General features: G+C 62.3%; 14 protein-coding genes. 5 read left to right on the top strand and 9 right to left on the bottom strand.

Going from position 1 to position 15,442, the window contains the following annotated elements; all coding sequences use genetic code 11:
- Positions 1–176: 176 nt before the first annotated feature.
- A complete protein-coding gene (locus tag CRI93_RS08485) occupies positions 177–716 on the top strand; it encodes a hypothetical protein (protein ID WP_098062198.1) in 540 nt (179 codons plus the stop codon).
- Between the two features lie 36 nt (positions 717–752).
- Here the strand turns inward: CRI93_RS08485 and CRI93_RS08480 are convergent, their stop codons facing one another.
- The 6 genes from CRI93_RS08480 to CRI93_RS08455 all read right to left on the bottom strand — a co-directional run bounded on the left by CRI93_RS08480 (position 753) and on the right by CRI93_RS08455 (position 5,750).
- Positions 753–1,091, bottom strand: a complete 339-nt coding sequence (locus CRI93_RS08480; protein ID WP_245850415.1) for a putative quinol monooxygenase — start codon at positions 1,089–1,091, stop codon at positions 753–755.
- A gap of 49 nt (positions 1,092–1,140) precedes the next feature.
- Complete coding sequence (locus CRI93_RS08475; protein WP_098062196.1) at positions 1,141–2,574, bottom strand: DUF2851 family protein; 1,434 nt, start codon at positions 2,572–2,574, stop codon at positions 1,141–1,143.
- Between the two features lie 108 nt (positions 2,575–2,682).
- Positions 2,683–3,222 carry an energy transducer TonB gene (locus CRI93_RS08470; RefSeq protein ID WP_098062195.1) on the bottom strand — a complete coding sequence of 180 codons (540 nt, stop codon included), beginning with the start codon at positions 3,220–3,222 and terminating at the stop codon, positions 2,683–2,685.
- Positions 3,223–3,345: 123 nt separating this feature from the next.
- The gene (locus tag CRI93_RS08465; protein WP_176521793.1) at positions 3,346–3,813 is read right to left on the bottom strand and encodes an energy transducer TonB; all 468 of its coding nucleotides are present in this window, start codon (positions 3,811–3,813) and stop codon (positions 3,346–3,348) included.
- A 154-nt stretch (positions 3,814–3,967) separates the two neighbouring features.
- Positions 3,968–5,359, bottom strand: coding sequence for a M56 family metallopeptidase (locus CRI93_RS08460; protein ID WP_141491630.1), 1,392 nt, complete (start codon positions 5,357–5,359; stop codon positions 3,968–3,970).
- A 1-nt stretch (position 5,360) separates the two neighbouring features.
- Positions 5,361–5,750: a BlaI/MecI/CopY family transcriptional regulator gene (locus tag CRI93_RS08455; protein WP_098062192.1), complete on the bottom strand. Its 390-nt coding sequence runs from the start codon at positions 5,748–5,750 to the stop codon at positions 5,361–5,363.
- A 336-nt stretch (positions 5,751–6,086) separates the two neighbouring features.
- Between CRI93_RS08455 and CRI93_RS08450 the strand changes: the two genes are divergently transcribed.
- The 3 genes from CRI93_RS08450 to CRI93_RS08440 all read left to right on the top strand — a co-directional run bounded on the left by CRI93_RS08450 (position 6,087) and on the right by CRI93_RS08440 (position 8,983).
- Positions 6,087–7,427: an ABC1 kinase family protein gene (locus CRI93_RS08450; protein WP_098062334.1), complete on the top strand. Its 1,341-nt coding sequence runs from the start codon at positions 6,087–6,089 to the stop codon at positions 7,425–7,427.
- A gap of 127 nt (positions 7,428–7,554) precedes the next feature.
- On the top strand, positions 7,555–8,496 hold the full coding sequence (locus CRI93_RS08445) for a hypothetical protein (protein WP_245850413.1): 942 nt from the start codon (positions 7,555–7,557) through the stop codon (positions 8,494–8,496).
- Positions 8,497–8,644: 148 nt separating this feature from the next.
- Positions 8,645–8,983, top strand: a complete 339-nt coding sequence (locus CRI93_RS08440) for a TraR/DksA family transcriptional regulator (protein WP_098062191.1) — start codon at positions 8,645–8,647, stop codon at positions 8,981–8,983.
- Between the two features lie 33 nt (positions 8,984–9,016).
- Here the strand turns inward: CRI93_RS08440 and CRI93_RS08435 are convergent, their stop codons facing one another.
- From CRI93_RS08435 to CRI93_RS08425, 3 genes are read right to left on the bottom strand one after another with little or no spacing between them, the layout of a single operon-like run.
- Entirely contained in the window at positions 9,017–9,820 is an 804-nt protein-coding gene (locus tag CRI93_RS08435; RefSeq protein ID WP_176521792.1) for a S1/P1 nuclease, read from the bottom strand.
- Between the two features lie 53 nt (positions 9,821–9,873).
- Entirely contained in the window at positions 9,874–10,800 is a 927-nt protein-coding gene (locus tag CRI93_RS08430) for an MBL fold metallo-hydrolase (RefSeq protein ID WP_098062189.1), read from the bottom strand.
- Positions 10,801–10,838: 38 nt separating this feature from the next.
- On the bottom strand, positions 10,839–12,875 hold the full coding sequence (locus tag CRI93_RS08425; protein ID WP_176521791.1) for an alpha/beta hydrolase family protein: 2,037 nt from the start codon (positions 12,873–12,875) through the stop codon (positions 10,839–10,841).
- Positions 12,876–13,160: 285 nt separating this feature from the next.
- Here CRI93_RS08425 and CRI93_RS08420 point away from each other — a divergent pair, with 285 nt between their 5' ends.
- The gene (locus CRI93_RS08420) at positions 13,161–15,374 is read left to right on the top strand and encodes a protein-disulfide reductase DsbD family protein (RefSeq protein WP_176521790.1); all 2,214 of its coding nucleotides are present in this window, start codon (positions 13,161–13,163) and stop codon (positions 15,372–15,374) included.
- Positions 15,375–15,442 lie beyond the last annotated feature (68 nt).

Here is a 15,442-nt window from a genome sequence, read left to right as displayed (position 1 = left end):
TCCGGCCCCTCATGGCCTGGGTCCGCCTTTTTATGGGTCTGCCCGTGCCAGCCGCAGCAACCATTCCCCAACCGTGAAAAACACGGTGAAACCAGCGGTTTGGGTCGACACCGTGGCTGCGTTCTGTGTATGATACAAATCCTGTTTAGTCTCACTGCTCTCGACGACGCGCTCCTATGCTTGCTTTCACCACCCGCTCGCACGTCCCAATTCTTGGTGTTCTGGCGCTGATGCTTCTCCTGACGGGCTGCCGCACCTATGGCGGCTACGACACCGAGGCGCGCACCTACGCGCAGATGCAACAGGCCAACAGCCAGTTTGCTGATGACCTGACCCGTGCCGAGGGCGAACTGGATGCGCTGCAAAACGCAGCATCCACCAACGCCAATCTGGAGCCGATGGCCGAGCATTACGCCGATCTGGTAGAGTCGCATCGTGAGACGCTCGAAACGCATCAGGCGCTTGTGGAGAGCCTGAGTGCCGATACCGGATACCGCACGCTCAGCCGTCAGTACGGGCGTCTTGTCACCGAGCAGCGCATGCTGGGCCAGCAGTACCGGAGCGTCACCGAGCGCGTGTATGCTGCCGTAACGGGAAATCCCGAGCCCACGCGCATGGTGCCGGAATCCGAGTCGTACACGACGCCGTACATCTACCGGCGCATGGAGAACCAGCCGATGCGCACCATGAGCGCCGCGCTGAACGGACGCTTGTAACGATCCGCCTCGTGATGCGTCACGTCTGAAATCGCATCATGTGTTAGGAAGCGCGGCCTCGATGTCCGATGCAGGATGAGCTACGTTGGCACTAAACGCCTGGGGCCGGGCCGCAAACAGCGGTTTGACCGTGGCCCAGGCCGAGCGAAATAGCTCGCTCTTCCGGTACGCCTGTAACGCGTCGTCATCGGCCCAGTGGCTGTGCGTGATGACCACGTTCGGATACGCTGCATCCGTCCATAGCTCCAGGTGTTCGCATCCGTCAAACTGGCGGATGCGCGGGGCAACCGATTCGAAGTGGTCGTAGAACGCATCTCCATGGGCAGGATCGAGCGTGAGGCGTACAATGCGGATGAGCATAGAGTAGGATGTCATTTCATGAGAGCGTCGCAACCCCCAAAGTATGTGAAGGCCACGCCCGGTGCTACGAATTGCGCATGAGAACCGCCTGTCCCACCGCGCACTGCAAGCACCGGCCCTCTTGGCAAAGCGTGCGATAAAGCTGGTGAGCCCCCTGCGCCTCCACAGCATTTTGCGGATGCGTATCCAGATCGCGAAACAGTCGCGTTATGCGGTCGGATGCGGCGGGCAGGTGCTGGAGCAAGCGGTCGATTGCGTTCCGTAGCGAGGCATCGGTGCGGGCTTTGCGCATAAGCACCGGCACCAGCGCGTTCAAGATGAGCGTGTTGCGGCGGCTGGTGCCCAGGGTCGGATCGTACGGCTTTGAGGTCCGGTCGAGGCGGCGATGCATGGTCCAGAAGTCGCCGGGCGTACTGGATAGCAGGTCATGGAGCGCGGCTTTTGGATTGGGATCCCGCACGGCTTCATCGAGCGCTCCCAGCGGGTCGCTACGCAGCCATCCACCCGGAGCCACCCACTGTGCCACCTGGGCCAGCCGTAGGGCCGGAAAATTGTTCGGGCGGAGGCGGAAGAACGTCCACTGCTCCGCAGGAAGCGGGCGCGCATCGTGCTGAGATCGCATGCGCCGAAACCGATCGCGCAAGTGCATGACGTAGTCCACAGTCGAGCGCTCGGCCTCGGCAAGCGTTGCCGGGTCGGGCAGCAGGCCCGCCCAGCCCAGCAGGGCCGCTTCGATGGTGGATGCGTCGGGAAGAGGCTGGAGCAGCGCGAGCGGACACCGCGCCGCCAGGTCGCTCATGGGGCCGTCGTTCTTGGCGTAGCCCATGCCTGCGCAGAGGCGCTCGAACAGAGCGTCTTCCAGCGGGGTGTCGAGCGCGTCGGCCTTGTGCTGAAGCCGCTTATGGCCCAGTTCGCGCATCCAGGCTGAGCGAAGCGTCGCATCCACCTGCGGCCACTGCGCGGCGCACACAATGGGCGTTTCAGTGCGTGTAAGGAAGCGATGCAGTGCCGCCCGAAGCGGCTGGTTCAGAACGCGCTCCAGTACCAATTCGGGCAGCGGCGAGCCATCAGCGCGTGTCAGGCGGCCCGTCCACATATCGGTCGTAAGTGTGACGTGCAAGACCACGCTGTTGTAGCGCGGGTCGTCTTGATGCTGGTGGGCGCGCCACCCGTGCGACTGGTTGTGGATCTCGACATCGCCGTGCCAGGTGACGTCGCCGATGCGGAGGTGTGCGTCGCGGAAGTCGGGTCCGGCATCGGTGTTGAGCATGCCCGGCGATAAGACCTGCACCGGCGCGCCATCGACCGTCTGGCAGCGGTCGGTGTTCAGGTGCTGCTGGGCCCAGAGGTCCTGCACAAAGGCTTCGGGCACGCGCTCGGCGAGCGGGGCCTCGGGCTCGTGGAGCGTAACCGCAACGCGCTGCCCGGCCCGGGTGTGCACGTAGGCCGGGGGCGATTCATTGGATGTGGGAGACGAAGACGAACGAGACACAGCCATGGCATGAGCGCACGTTAGCCACACAAGCACGAGATACGAGGGGCCATACAGACCCGCGTATCCGGCGAACGTAACGTGTTGGGGGATGCCGCTGCTGTGCTGGTTCGTTTAGTACCGTGGCGGACGCGGCGGCTGTTGCTGCGGTGGGCTGGGCGCATCTTGAGCGGGCTGATGCTCGGCCAGCCGAAAGGGCACCGCGATTTCGGTCTGTACGTACACGGACTGCCCTCCAGAGCGCCCGGGCGTCCAGTCGACGGCTTGCAAGACGCGCAGCGCCTCGCGGTCGATTGAGGGCCCCACCGACGACAGGATGTCGGGCTGGTACACGCGTCCGTCGGGGCCAATGACGAGTGACACACGCACCTGGCCCTCGGTGCCGTCGTCGAATGCATCGCTGGGATAGTCGATCTGGCGGACCAGGGCCGTGCGTCCGCCGTCAATTTCGGGGCCGGTGTCCACCTCGCTACGCGAGTGGACGGTGACGCTATCAGGCACCGACCGGTAGACAACCGGAGCGTTGTCGGCGGTGTAGGTTACACTCTCCATGGCACCACCTCCGCATCCGGCCACCCCTAAAAAGATAAGCGCAAGAACCAACGGCGTTGCTGGCCAGCATGTGGAGGCTGTGCCGCGATGTATCGTATCCATAATGCGTTAGGATAACCCGCGTGGAAGGTGTGACGTACATACGGGACGCAACGAGCAGCCGGGGCGACCGATCCGTGCGGCACGGAGTGCATCAAAAACAGATGTGCAGGTGGCGGGGGCTGCTTATACGTCTACGCGGACTGAGCGGAATGAAATGGTGACTTCAGACCACGTGAACACTGGGCGACCTCGGAATCGGCCCGGTACCCACTGTACCGCGTTCAGTGCGCGCAGGGCGGCGGCATCGAGATAGGGGTTGAGCGACTGCTTGATGGTGGGTTCGAACAGCGTACCATCAGGACCCACAATGAAAGAGATAATCACGCGGCCTGCCGATTCGGTCCGGGCGTTGGGGGCAATAGCCACAGAATCGAGAACAGCGTCGAGTCCGCCTACGATGCGAGGAACGGGGGCCACCTGATATTCGAAGTAGACGCCTGCGTCTTCGGGAAGTGGGGGGATGGCGGTGAGTGCTTCCTTGAGCACGAACGAGGGTTCGGGTTCTGAGGCCGAGTCGGCGGGCTGGGTGGTGGCACATCCGGTTCCTAAAAACAGAAAAGCGGTGGCCAGGAACAGGGCAAAACGTATCATTCCGTAAGAACTGTGCATAGCTGCGCTATGATTGGCAAGAAAGGAAGGATCGCACAGCAACGTATCAAGCAGCCGCAAAACACGCAACCGCGTAGCAACTCGTTGGAGACACGAGCCGCTACGCGGTTGTTTGGATCCAGTTGGGCGTCATGGTCTACTCCGGAAGTTGAAACCGGATGGGCACCGCCATCTGGGCGTTCACAGCCTGGCCCTCATGCTCGCCCGGTGTAAATGTCATACCGCGGACTGCATCCAGGGCGGCGTCTTCCAGCGACTGAGCGGCGTCCTCTGGAGGCGTAGGGCCTTCGCCCTGTACATCAGCGTTGAGGATGGTGAGGTCCGTCGGCGTGCCGTCGCGGGTAACCACAAACTGCACAACCATGCGGCCCTCTACACCATGCTCTTGGGCAATGTCGGGATAGGTCACGGCGCTGTAGAGCGCCTGCATGCCGCCATCCAGCTGCGGCTGGGTGTCGATCTCAGTTGGGGGCACCGGTGCATCGGGAGGGGTTGCGTTGGAGGGCTCTTCGGTGCCTACGTCGCCGCAGGCCATGAGCGTGAAGGTCGTTACGAGAAGGAGTGCGCTTAGCACGAGGCTTAGCGCAGGACGGGATGGTACAACGTGCGAAGTCATAGCGGAAATACGAGATTTAAGGGTAGACGATGAATAGGCAAGTCCGAGAGCGGAAGCAGGCGTAGACGAGACCCGCTGCGTCCACTGAAGTAGGAGCGTCGCATAGGCTTTGCGCGGCACCCGGTTGGTTGCAAGCACGGCGGCATCGCAAGCCTGCTCGCGGTATGTCGCCACAGCGCGAGCATAGATGGGCACCAGCGGGTGTGCCACGAACAGAGCGCGCACGGTGCGCACCAGGACGTGGACCACGTAGTCGAAGCGCTGCACGTGCACCAACTCGTGAGTCAGGGTCATGGCAAGTGCCTGCTCATCCGAACAGAGCGATTCAGGCAGGAATAGACGAGGGCGCCCCCCGCCTACCGTCATGGGTACGGCAATGTCGGGCGCACAGCACACAGACACCGGACGGGTGATGCCCAGCGTGGTGGCGTGCGTATCTACCTGTTCCTGTACCCATGCAGGAGCGTTAGGGGGATGCGCAGCACGAAACCGATGGAGCGCATAGGCATCGGCAGCCAACCGGGTAAGTGCCACGACCGCAGCCCCGCCTGCCCCAATAGCGCCTATGCCTGCGCCAACAAACAGTATGCGCCACGCAGGAGAGGCAGAGGTACCGGTCGATGCCGCATCCACAACGATGGGCGCAAGCGTGCGGCCCAGCCAGGGCACGTCAGACACCGGGCGGAAGACCTCCCCAGGGAGCCCCAGATCGAGTAGCGCCGCCGCGAGGCCGAGCGGAAGGGCCAGAAGCACGCCTACACGCGTCCAGTATTGCACGAGCGGGGGGCTGGGCACCAGGCGCAGCCCGCCCCATGCAGCCAGCGCTACGAGCGTCCACAGCACGACGGGGCCTGCTACTGTCGTAGTAACAAAGCGACCGAGTGTGTCAAGCATGAGAAGAACGTCAGGCAAATCAAGCATCGGAGTCGTCGATCTGGTCGATCATGGCACGAATGGCGTCAAGGTCGTCGGCAGAGAGATCCTCGTGCTGCACCAGCGCCTGGGCCAGCGATTGCGGCGAGCCGTTGAACACCTTCTGCAGCAGATCGCCCAGCAGGCTGCGCTGTACGTCTTGCGCCGAGCGGGCGGGCGAGTACACGTACGCCACCCCCTCTTTGCGATACTGCAGGTACCCCTTCTCGGCCAGATTCTTCAGGACCGTCATGACGGTGGTGTAGGCGACTTCGCGCTCCTCCAAGATGCGTTCGCGGACATCGGCCACGGTGGCCTCTTCCAGTGTCCACACGTGGTGAAGCACTTCCATTTCGGTCTCGCCAAGTGAGGTAAGCGATCGTTTGCGCATGCGACTACACGGGTTGGTTCTTAATGCTATGCATGACAATAGTACTATTTTATTAGTAGAACGTCAAGTGCGTAGGTGATTATCTAATATTTAGAAGTATAAGTCAATGATTTACATTGGCTTGTGGATTAGAGGTCGTTTCTGTATCAAACGGTGGTTGGGACATGTTGGGCGTTGAAAGCCGGGTCGCACCGCGTGCGCTTGGCGAGGCTGCAGCGCGAATCCACCGACAATCTTACATCTGTGCGGGAACGGATCTTTGCGTCCGACCGTGACGCTTCACAGATGATCATTCCTCTTCGCTGTGCCACTGCCTTCGTATCCTCCCGTACGCTTATGCCTGATTCGGATTCCGATGACCGCTTTCCGTCGTCCAAGCTCGACCGAGGGAAGATCTTTGCCAAGACGGGGCTAAAGGTGGGCGCCAACTATGCGCGTTACCTCAAGGATCGCGTCACGAACCGCTCGGGCGATAAAACGGCCCAGAAACAGGCGCTGAACACCAAGAATGCCGAGGACATCTATGCAGAGTTGACCAAGCTGCGTGGCACCGCACTGAAGCTGGCGCAGTCCATGAGCATGGACACCGGGGTGCTGCCCGATGAGTTCATGGATGTGATGGCGCAGGCGCAGTACAAGGTGCCGCCCATGAACCAGGCCCTGGTCCGCAAGCGCATCCGCGACGGTCTGGGGCGCTTCCCAGAGCAGCTATTTGACACGTTTCAGGGGGAGGCCATGGCGGCAGCTTCCATTGGACAGGTGCACCGCGCTACCTTGTCGGATGGGCGCGATGTGGCCGTGAAGGTGCAGTACCCCAACATCCGCAACACCATTGAGTCAGATCTGAAGGTGGCGCGTCCCCTCATCGGACGCCTCGTAAAGGGCCCGTATCTCGACGAGTACTTTGAGGAGATCCGCTCGATGCTCATGCAGGAGACGGATTACGAGAACGAGGCGGATAACATCGAATTCTTTGCCGACCAGTACGACTACGACGACGTGGTCACGCCGCGGGCGGTCTACGAGTACACCTCCGAAACCGTGCTCACCATGACGCACGTGGCGGGCGAACACATGAACGAGTTTCTGGCCCGCGAACCGGGGCAAGAACGCCGCAACCACTTTGGACAGCTGCTGTGGGACTTTGTGCACGATCAGATTGCAAGCAACTATTGCACGCTGCACGCTGATGCGCATCCGGGCAACTTCTTGTTTCGCGACGACGGACGCCTGGGCGTGATCGACTTTGGCTGTGTGAAGCGGTTCCCGCAGGACTTCCGCGACAATATGCTGCGGCTCTGGAACGCGCGTATCCAAGACGACGAAGATGCAATCCACGATCTGCTGCACACGCTCGACATTCTGCACAGCGATATGAACACGGCCACCCGCGAGCGCGTCGCGTCCTTCTTTCAGCGCTTTGGACGGCTCATTGTGCAGCCCTATCGCAGCGACACGTTCGACTTCGGCGATGATGCGTTCTACAACGAGCTCAAAGAGTGCTTCCGAGAGGGCTCCAAGCTGCGTGAAACATCGGGGTCGCACCACTTCATCTTTATCAACAAGGTGCTGGTGGGGCTCTTTGGCATCATGAATCAGCTCAAACCCAAACTGAACACCGCTCGTAGCCGTGCCGCCCTTCGCGACAGCGTAGACGAGTTGCCTACCGCTCCCTGACGCTGAGCTGTATGGTTTGTTGGTATACAGTGAAGTGAGCCTGTGCGCGTTACGTTCAATGGCGTTCATACGGCTTTGAGATTGGTTCTACAGCCACCCCTTTTTTTTCTCGATATGTCCCCCGTCCATGTCTATACCATCTTCTTGGTCCCTGCGTGCTGCTCGCTCTTTTCTTTTAAGCACCGCGCTGCTCCTCGTTGCGTTGGCCGGTTTGGCGCTTTCGGAGGCGCACGCACAGAATGCCACGGCGGATTCGAGTACGCAGGATGCACCAGAACAGTCAGATATCTACCGTGTGGAAACGCATGAAGGGACCGTATACATTGGCACGCTGGTCCAGGAGAACGACGAGGCGGTTGTGATTGCCACGAGCGACGGCACCGAGGTACGCGTCCTGCGAGACAACATCCGCGACTTTGCCCGGGTCGATCCGCGTCGCATCCGCAACGGTGACTACTGGTTCGATAATCCGCAGCCGACTCGCTACTTCTTTGCTCCCAGCGCCATCGGGCTGCGCGAGGGGAACGGGTACTATCAGAACACGTGGGTCCTCTTCAACAACGTCAATTACGGCGTATCCGACCGGTTTTCGATTGGTGCAGGCACCGTGCCCGTGTTTTTGTTTGGCGAAGGTGTGTTTCCGATCTGGGTGCTGCCTAAAGTGTCATTCTCCAACGCCAGCGCGAACCGGCACCTTACCGTGGGCGGCGTACTTGGCGGTGTAGTCGGCGAAGGGGAATCCGCCTCGGTGGGGCTGCTCTACACCTCGGGCACACTCGGCGGCCCAGACCGCAATCTGACGGCGGGGATCGGATATGGCTATCAGAACGGATCGCTGGCCGACACGCCATTCTTCAACGTGAGCGGCATGACCCGGGTGAGCAAGCGGTTCTACCTGGTCTCTGAAAACTACTTCTTCTCGGGCGACGAGGTCAACGGGCTCGTGTCGTTTGGTCTGCGGTACGCCCCCGAAGACTTCGCGGTAGACTTTGGGCTGGTGCGTCCTCTGGCTGGTGATCTTGATTCGTTCATCGCCTTCCCCTGGCTGGGCGTCGCGCTCCCATTTTAAAGAATCTGCGTCTGTGAAGGCAAAGTGCCTCTGTATCCCACTACTGCAGGAGAGAACGAAGAGGCAGGTCGACGAACAGCACGGACCTGCAGGCGGTGCTCTGCATTTGTGCGATCCGTTGTTGTTGCATTCAACGCTGTTGTGCGCTATGCCCCATCCCAAAGAAGACCCCGACCACTTTCGCGATCTGCTGCACGAGCGTATCGAAAAGCTGGAGGCCAGCCTCGCCGTGGCCAATGCGGGCGACGACACGGTAGCGCCCGACAATGCCATTGGACGCCTTTCGCGGATGGAAGCGATTCAGGCGCAGTCCATGAACGCGGCCACGCGCCTGAAGCAAGAAAAGCGTCTGAAACGGGCCCGCGCTGCGCTCGACCGGCTGGATGAGGGTACGTATGGCAACTGCACCACGTGCGGCGATCCGATTCCACCGGGCCGCCTCGAAATCATGCCCGAAACGCCGCTCTGTGTGGAGTGCGCTCGCTGAAAGAGTGTCTCGCATCCCATCGAGCGCCGACCATCAAGCATCGCTTGCATCGTAGATCGCATTCAGCACGCCCGCAATGCGCACGCCTGCTTGCAGCAGTCGCTTCTCGACCATAGGCAGGCGCTCGTTGCGGTACGTCCACCCGATGCGGCGATCGGCGGGCAGGTCGTAGACGGCCTCGCGGTAATCCATCGATTCCTCGGCCCAGCGCCGCACGGTTGCGCGCTGCCAGTCTTCTACCTGGGCGTCGGTGGGATGATTAATGGCATCGGCCCAGACCGCGTAGTCGTCGTGCCACGACACAATCATGCCGGTGTCCCACACGCGGTGCAAGTTTGAGGATTCCCCCATCCACTCGACCAGCGCGTCGTTGCCGCCCCGGTCGGTGCCGGTGCCCACGTGCAGCGGCTGGTGCACGTCGCCAATCATGTGGATGACCATCATCAGATGCTCGCGCTCGGCCTCGGGCGAGAGATCGCCTTCGTGCAGAGCCGCAATCATGCGCTCCAGCTCCGCAATAAGGTCGCCGTTCGGATTTTTGGTAGTTTCGGCGTAGGTCGTATCTGACGGGACCGTGACCCAGTGCCAGTCCGCGGTATGCGCGTACGCCTCAGTTGAGCGCACGCGGTCCATCCAGGTGGTAGCATCGACCATCGACATGTCGCCAAGGATGCGCTCGACCTCGGCCCGGGCGGTGTCGGTCAGGTGCTGCTGCGCCACCGCGCCCGTGATGGAGTGCCCGACGCGTCCCCACTGAACCGCACCTGGACGGAATCCGAAGAGAGCAAGCGTAAGAAGGGAAACCGAGGTCGCGACGAGCAGAAATCGAAGACGCATGGGCATGCGGAACGTATGGGAGGGTCGAAAAATCAGGACGGGGGAGGCCGAGTTTAGGCGTTCCCCCCGCCGGTTTGCTCGCGATGCACGGCACGCAGGCACGCCTCCAGCGGGAGCGGCCAATCTTCGCGGGCGTACTCCTCAAAGCCCGGCAGCTGCTCTTGGTCGGCAATCTCGTCGATGGATTGCCCCTCTTCGAGCGCCTGCGCTACAAACTCGTTGAGTCCCGCCAGGAAGTCGCGCATCACGAGCAGGTCCTCGCGTCCGCCCGTGATTCCGGCATCGGGCGCGCCGTGGCCGTGAATCACGATGGTGTCGTCGTCGAACGTGTCGTGGAGGGTTTCGAGGGTGCTGATCCAGTTCGTCGTCAGTGCGCCGCCGTCGATGTCGATGAAGGGATACACGCGGTTGAACACCAGATCGCCGACGTGCGCTACGTTGGCCTCCTCGAAGTGAATCACGGTGTCTCCGCCCGTATGCGCCGGTCCATTGTGATGCAGGCGAATCGTCTCATCGCCGATGGACTCCGACCACGTATCGGTATAGGTTTCCGTGGGATACGTCAGGCTTTCGGCTTCGCCCTCGTTGGCTGCTTCGCGTTGCAAGTCGGGGACGTTTGCGTGAGCCACGAGCCGGTCGGTGTGCTCGGCAAACACGCCGTTGCCAGCGGTATGATCGCCGTGGTGGTGCGTGTTGATGAACAGATCGAGCGACTGTCCCTCGCGCTCGGGCAGGTCGTTCCAGCAGGTCTGGGCGGCATCCGGAAACTGCGAGTCGATCACGACCACAGCGCCATCGCGCACGAGCCATCTGATGGTGCCGCCTCGGGCCGTGAAGGTGCCCACGCCCCGGCGGAGCGTCTCAAAATCAGCGGCCTGCAGCGTAGAGGGACCGGCTCGGAGCAGCGAAGGTAAAAACGGCAGCGTGGCGGCACTGGCGCTGGCGATGCGGAGGAAGGAGCGTCGGGAGAGCATAGGCATGTCCAAAAAAGAAAGAAGATAAACGGGTAAGGAGGCGGCTATCGATACCGCTCGAACCAGGCCAGCACGTGGTCGACCTTGCTGATGAGCTGGCTCGGACGGTTCGCGATGAAGTGGTAGGAGCCGGGCATCTCGACGTACATCGCGTCCACGCCGCGCAGCTTGAGGCCATGGTACCACTGCTTGGCCTCCCACGTGGGCGTACGCAGGTCTTCCTGCCCCACAATGACGAGCGAGGGCGTGTTCACCGACTCCATCAGCGATATGGGCGAGACGTCCCAGTAGTCCATCGGGTTCTGCCACGGCTGGCCCGGATAGCGATAATTGGCGTACGCGTAGTAGTTGTCGGCTGCGAGGGTTTTGCTGATCCAGTTGATAACCGGCTTCTGGATGGCGGCAGCCTGAAAGCGGTCGGTCTGGCCGGTAATCCATGCGGCGGAGGTGCCTCCTGCGCTTCCGCCCGTAACGTAGAGGCTGTCCTCGGAGACGGTGCCGTCCTCGACCAGCTCATTCACGCCATCCATGATGTCCTGATACTCGCCGCCCGAGAAGTCATTCTTGAGCAGGTTGCCGAACTCGGCGCCGTAGCTGGTGCTGCCGCGCGCGTTCGGATAGAACACCACATAGCCGGCTGCGGCATAGAGCTGGATCTCCGGTGCAAAGTGCGGTCCGTAATGCCCAATGGGCCCGCCGTGGATTTCGACCAGGAGCGGATACGTGCGGTCGGGATCGTAATCCGGGGGCGTAACGACCCAGCCCTGAAGCTCGCGTCCGTCTTCGGTCGAGGTGTAGCGCATCGCCTCCACCTGACCCAGCGTGCGCTGCTCCATGAGCGCCCCGTTCAGGTCGGTGAGGCGGGTGGCGTCCTGGCTGCGCGCGGTAACAGCAAGTTCGGCGGGGCGATACGGACTGCTCTGATTTATGGCAATGGTGCCGTCATCGGCCACCGAGAAGTCGGCGCTGCCGGTGTAGGGGCGTCCCACGGCGGTGCCGCCCAGGTCGGTGGCGGCGTCGGTGACTGTGCCATCGGCGGCGATGTGGGCGAGGTGCGACACGCCCTCGTCGTCGTACTGTACGTAGAAGCCGGTGCCCTCTTCATCCCACACAAAGCTGTTGATGGAGCGCTCCAGCCCGGTATCCACCGCCTGCACGTCCGAGCCGTCGGGGTTCATGGTGTAGAGTCGCGTGAGCTGGTACGTCTGCACCTCGTCGTCGTAGCCGAGGTAGGCAATGGTTTCGCCGTCTGGGGAGGTGCGGGGCGCGTAGTCGGGACCAAAGCGGTCGGTGAGCGGCGTGATGCTGCCGTCGTTGAGCGCGACGCGGTAGAGTTCGCTGTTGCGGTATTCGCGCTCGGCATCGTCGTGGCGATTGCCGGATACGATAAGCGCGCTGCCGTCCGCCGTCCAGGCTGCTGGACCGGAGTGGTCGTAGTCGCCATCGGTAAGCTGGCGTGGTGGACCGCCGTTGGCATCGGCACGGACGACGAAGAGGTGCGTGTGCCCAAACGGGCGGATGCCGCTGCCGTCTTGTTCGTGGTTCAGGCGGTTTTCGACGCGGGGCGGATCGGCCCAGTCGGCGCCTTCGGGGGCCTCAGGTGGTTCTACCAGTTGCGGCGCCTCCGCGTCTACGTGCATCGTGAAGGACAGGTGCGTGCCATCGGGGCTCCATGCGAGTCCGCTCGGGCTGTTGTCGAGCTGGGTGTGCTGCACATTCGATCGCGGCTCCAGCGTGTGGATGAAGATCTGCGCGCCGTCGTCTTCGGTGCCGCCGATGTAGGCAATCTGCGAGCCGTCGGGCGACCAGCGCGGACTGGACTCGCTCACGTCGCGGTCGGTGAGCTTCACGTGATTGGAGCCGTCGGCTTCCATCAGCCAGAGTTTGGAGGTGCGCTGGTCCTCCATCACGTCCATGCCCCGCCGCTCGTAGACGATGTGCGCGCCATCGGGCGATATCTGCGGACTGGCAACCCATTCGAGGTCGAATACATCCATGCGACTGAAGGAGGTATCCTGTGCATCCGCAAGAACAGGAATAAACAGAACGATGAGTAGCAGACCCAGACGGCGCATAAGCATGAAGGCGGGTGGGAAGACAAACGGTGGATGCCTTCATCATAACGCGGCACGCGCTGAAATGCGAACGGCAGCCTCCCCAACGCCGCGCCGTCACGAGATTATGGCGTCGTGGGGTGATGCAACGAGCAGATGGAGCACCCCATCCCCTTGATGCGAACATCGCCGATGCGACGAACCGTCGATTCATGCACTCACGCCGTGCAGCCACAACACGGCCCTGAACCGAAGCTCCTGTGCATCGTAATGAGACGCCCAACCGGTACTGCTCCAAAGCTGCGTATCCCCATGAAACAGAACCATGTGTCCCCCCTGCCTCGCACGGTCGGATTCGGCGTGCTGCTGCTCCTGTGGATGCTAACGCCTTGGGCATCCGCGACCGCACAGCCGAGCGACGATCCCAGTCCGCACAGCGAGGCTGCGCTCGTGAGCGAGGTGGAGACGATTGCCCCCGGCGAGCCGTTTACCGTGGCGATGCATCTGCAGATGGACGACGGTTGGCACAGCTACTGGAAGAACGCCGGCGACTCGGGCATGGCCAGCAGCATCGACTGGAATCTGCCCGAGGGCTTCTCGGCGGGCGAGATCCAGTGGCCGCATCCTACGGTGAAAGAAGAAGGTCCGCTCGTTACGTACGGCTACTCCGGTGAGATCATGCTCCTGGTGGACATCACCCCGCCGGATGACCTGGAGTCCGGTACCGAGGTCACGCTTGCTGGACGCGGTGACTGGCTCATCTGCGAGGACATCTGCCTGCCCGCGCATGCCGATCTCGAAACCACGCTTTCGGTGGATGCGGATGCGACACCTGATGCCGAATGGGACGATGCATTCGCACAAGCACGCGCTCAGCATCCGCGTCCGGCAGAGGGCGTGTCTGTGCAGGCATACCGCAGCGATGGTAGCTTCGTGCTGGAACTTGAAGGCGACGACCTCCCTGACGAGGGCGTGCGCTTCATTCCGGGCGAGAAGCGCACCATCTCGAACACCGCGCCGCAGCCCGTCATGCGCGATGGCGACACGCGCTACCTGGCGCTGCAAGCCTCTGAGTACGCCGACGGCTCCACCGAGTCCTTGCGCGGCGTGCTGCTGGGGCCCGACGGCTTCTCGTGGAGCATGTCGGATCGCCCGCATCCCGCCCTGGCCGTAGATGCTCCGCTTGAAGGCGAGTTCACCGGCGACCTGTCGGCCTTGTCCGAAGCCGGAACGGGCGCGTCGAGCACAAGCCTGTCGCTCTGGGGCGCGCTGGGCTTTGCATTCATTGGCGGGTTGCTCCTGAACCTGATGCCGTGCGTCTTTCCCGTTATCTCGCTGAAGATTTTGGGGTTTGCCAAGAAATCTGGTGAGCAGCCCCGCATCATGCGTCGCCACGGCGGACTCTTTGCCGCGGGCGTGGTTGTTTCGTTTTGGGTGTTGGCGGGGCTCTTGCTGGCGCTGCGCGCGGCGGGTGAGCAGATTGGCTGGGGCTTTCAGCTGCAATCGCCCGGCTTCATCGCGCTGATGGCGCTGCTCTTTGTGGGGATTGGGCTGAACCTGTCGGGGCTGTTTGAGCTGGGCACGCGCCTGACCTCCGTCGGCGGCACGGCACAGCAGAAGGCGTCGGGCTACAGCGAGTCGTTCCTGACGGGTGTGCTGGCGACCATTGTGGCTACGCCGTGCACCGCTCCGCTCATGGGCGCAGCGCTGGGCGTGGCGCTCACGATGTCGGCGGTGGAGGCGATGAGCATCTTTACGGCGCTCGGCGTAGGCATGGCCGCGCCCTACGTGGTGCTATCGTCGGTCCCGGCACTGCTGAACCGCCTGCCCAAACCGGGTCCGTGGATGGAGACGATGAAGCAGCTGCTGGCCTTCCCGATGTTCGCCACGGCCCTCTGGCTCGTGTGGGTCTTTGGGCAGCAGGTAAGCATCGATGGCGTGGCGCTGCTGCTGGGTGCGTTCTTGCTGCTGGGCCTGGCCGGCTGGGTGCTGGGCCGCTGGCCCGCGATGCAGGTGGAGGGCCGCACCTGGATGGCCTCCCGCGCGGTGGTCACGACCGTGGTGGCAGGCGCACTGGCGCTGGCGCTGCTGGGTGCAGGCACCGGAGCACCGGCCTCTGCATCCACTCAACCCACTGATGCAAACTGGCAGTCGTTCTCCACCGAGCAGGTCGATGCCGTTCGCGACGAGGGCACGCCCGTGTTCATCGACTTTACGGCAGCGTGGTGCCTCACCTGTCAGGTCAACAAGCGCACCACGCTCAGCACCGAATCCGTGCAGCAGGCGTTTGATGACAAAGGCGTGCATCTGGTACGCGCCGACTGGACCAACCGCAACGACGAGATCACCCAGGCGCTGTCCAAGTTCAACCGCAGCGGCGTGCCGCTGTACGTGCTCTACCCCGGCGATGGCAGCGACCCGGTCCTCCTACCCGAAGTGCTTACGCCTCAGATCGTGATGGATGCGCTGAATGAGTTACCCGACACACGAAACGACAATCCTGAACTTGCAAGCGAGCGTCCGTAAGGCGGATCTGTAGCGCGACGGATACTGCGCTTGCCTGCGAATTGCATAACGCAACGCAACCCCCTGCT

The sequence above is a fragment of the Longimonas halophila genome, from assembly GCF_002554705.1.
GTDB classification, from domain to species: Bacteria; Bacteroidota; Rhodothermia; order Rhodothermales; family Salinibacteraceae; genus Longimonas; species Longimonas halophila.
Note: the sequence above shows the minus strand (reverse complement) of the source record. Positions and strands in the feature narration are given on the sequence as shown.

Excerpts from the sequence above, each read along its gene's own strand:
- CRI93_RS08485 (WP_098062198.1), top strand. The coding sequence starts at position 177 with ATGCTTGCTTTCACCACCCGCTCGCACGTCCCAATTCTTGGTGTTCTG.
- CRI93_RS08480 (WP_245850415.1), bottom strand. The coding sequence starts at position 1,091 with ATGACATCCTACTCTATGCTCATCCGCATTGTACGCCTCACGCTCGAT.
- CRI93_RS08475 (WP_098062196.1), bottom strand. The coding sequence starts at position 2,574 with ATGGCTGTGTCTCGTTCGTCTTCGTCTCCCACATCCAATGAATCGCCC.
- CRI93_RS08470 (WP_098062195.1), bottom strand. The coding sequence starts at position 3,222 with ATGGATACGATACATCGCGGCACAGCCTCCACATGCTGGCCAGCAACG.
- CRI93_RS08465 (WP_176521793.1), bottom strand. The coding sequence starts at position 3,813 with ATGATACGTTTTGCCCTGTTCCTGGCCACCGCTTTTCTGTTTTTAGGA.
- CRI93_RS08455 (WP_098062192.1), bottom strand. The coding sequence starts at position 5,750 with ATGCGCAAACGATCGCTTACCTCACTTGGCGAGACCGAAATGGAAGTG.
- CRI93_RS08450 (WP_098062334.1), top strand. The coding sequence starts at position 6,087 with ATGCCTGATTCGGATTCCGATGACCGCTTTCCGTCGTCCAAGCTCGAC.
- CRI93_RS08445 (WP_245850413.1), top strand. The coding sequence starts at position 7,555 with ATGTCTATACCATCTTCTTGGTCCCTGCGTGCTGCTCGCTCTTTTCTT.
- CRI93_RS08440 (WP_098062191.1), top strand. The coding sequence starts at position 8,645 with ATGCCCCATCCCAAAGAAGACCCCGACCACTTTCGCGATCTGCTGCAC.
- CRI93_RS08435 (WP_176521792.1), bottom strand. The coding sequence starts at position 9,820 with ATGCGTCTTCGATTTCTGCTCGTCGCGACCTCGGTTTCCCTTCTTACG.
- CRI93_RS08430 (WP_098062189.1), bottom strand. The coding sequence starts at position 10,800 with ATGCCTATGCTCTCCCGACGCTCCTTCCTCCGCATCGCCAGCGCCAGT.
- CRI93_RS08425 (WP_176521791.1), bottom strand. The coding sequence starts at position 12,875 with ATGCTTATGCGCCGTCTGGGTCTGCTACTCATCGTTCTGTTTATTCCT.
- CRI93_RS08420 (WP_176521790.1), top strand. The coding sequence starts at position 13,161 with ATGAAACAGAACCATGTGTCCCCCCTGCCTCGCACGGTCGGATTCGGC.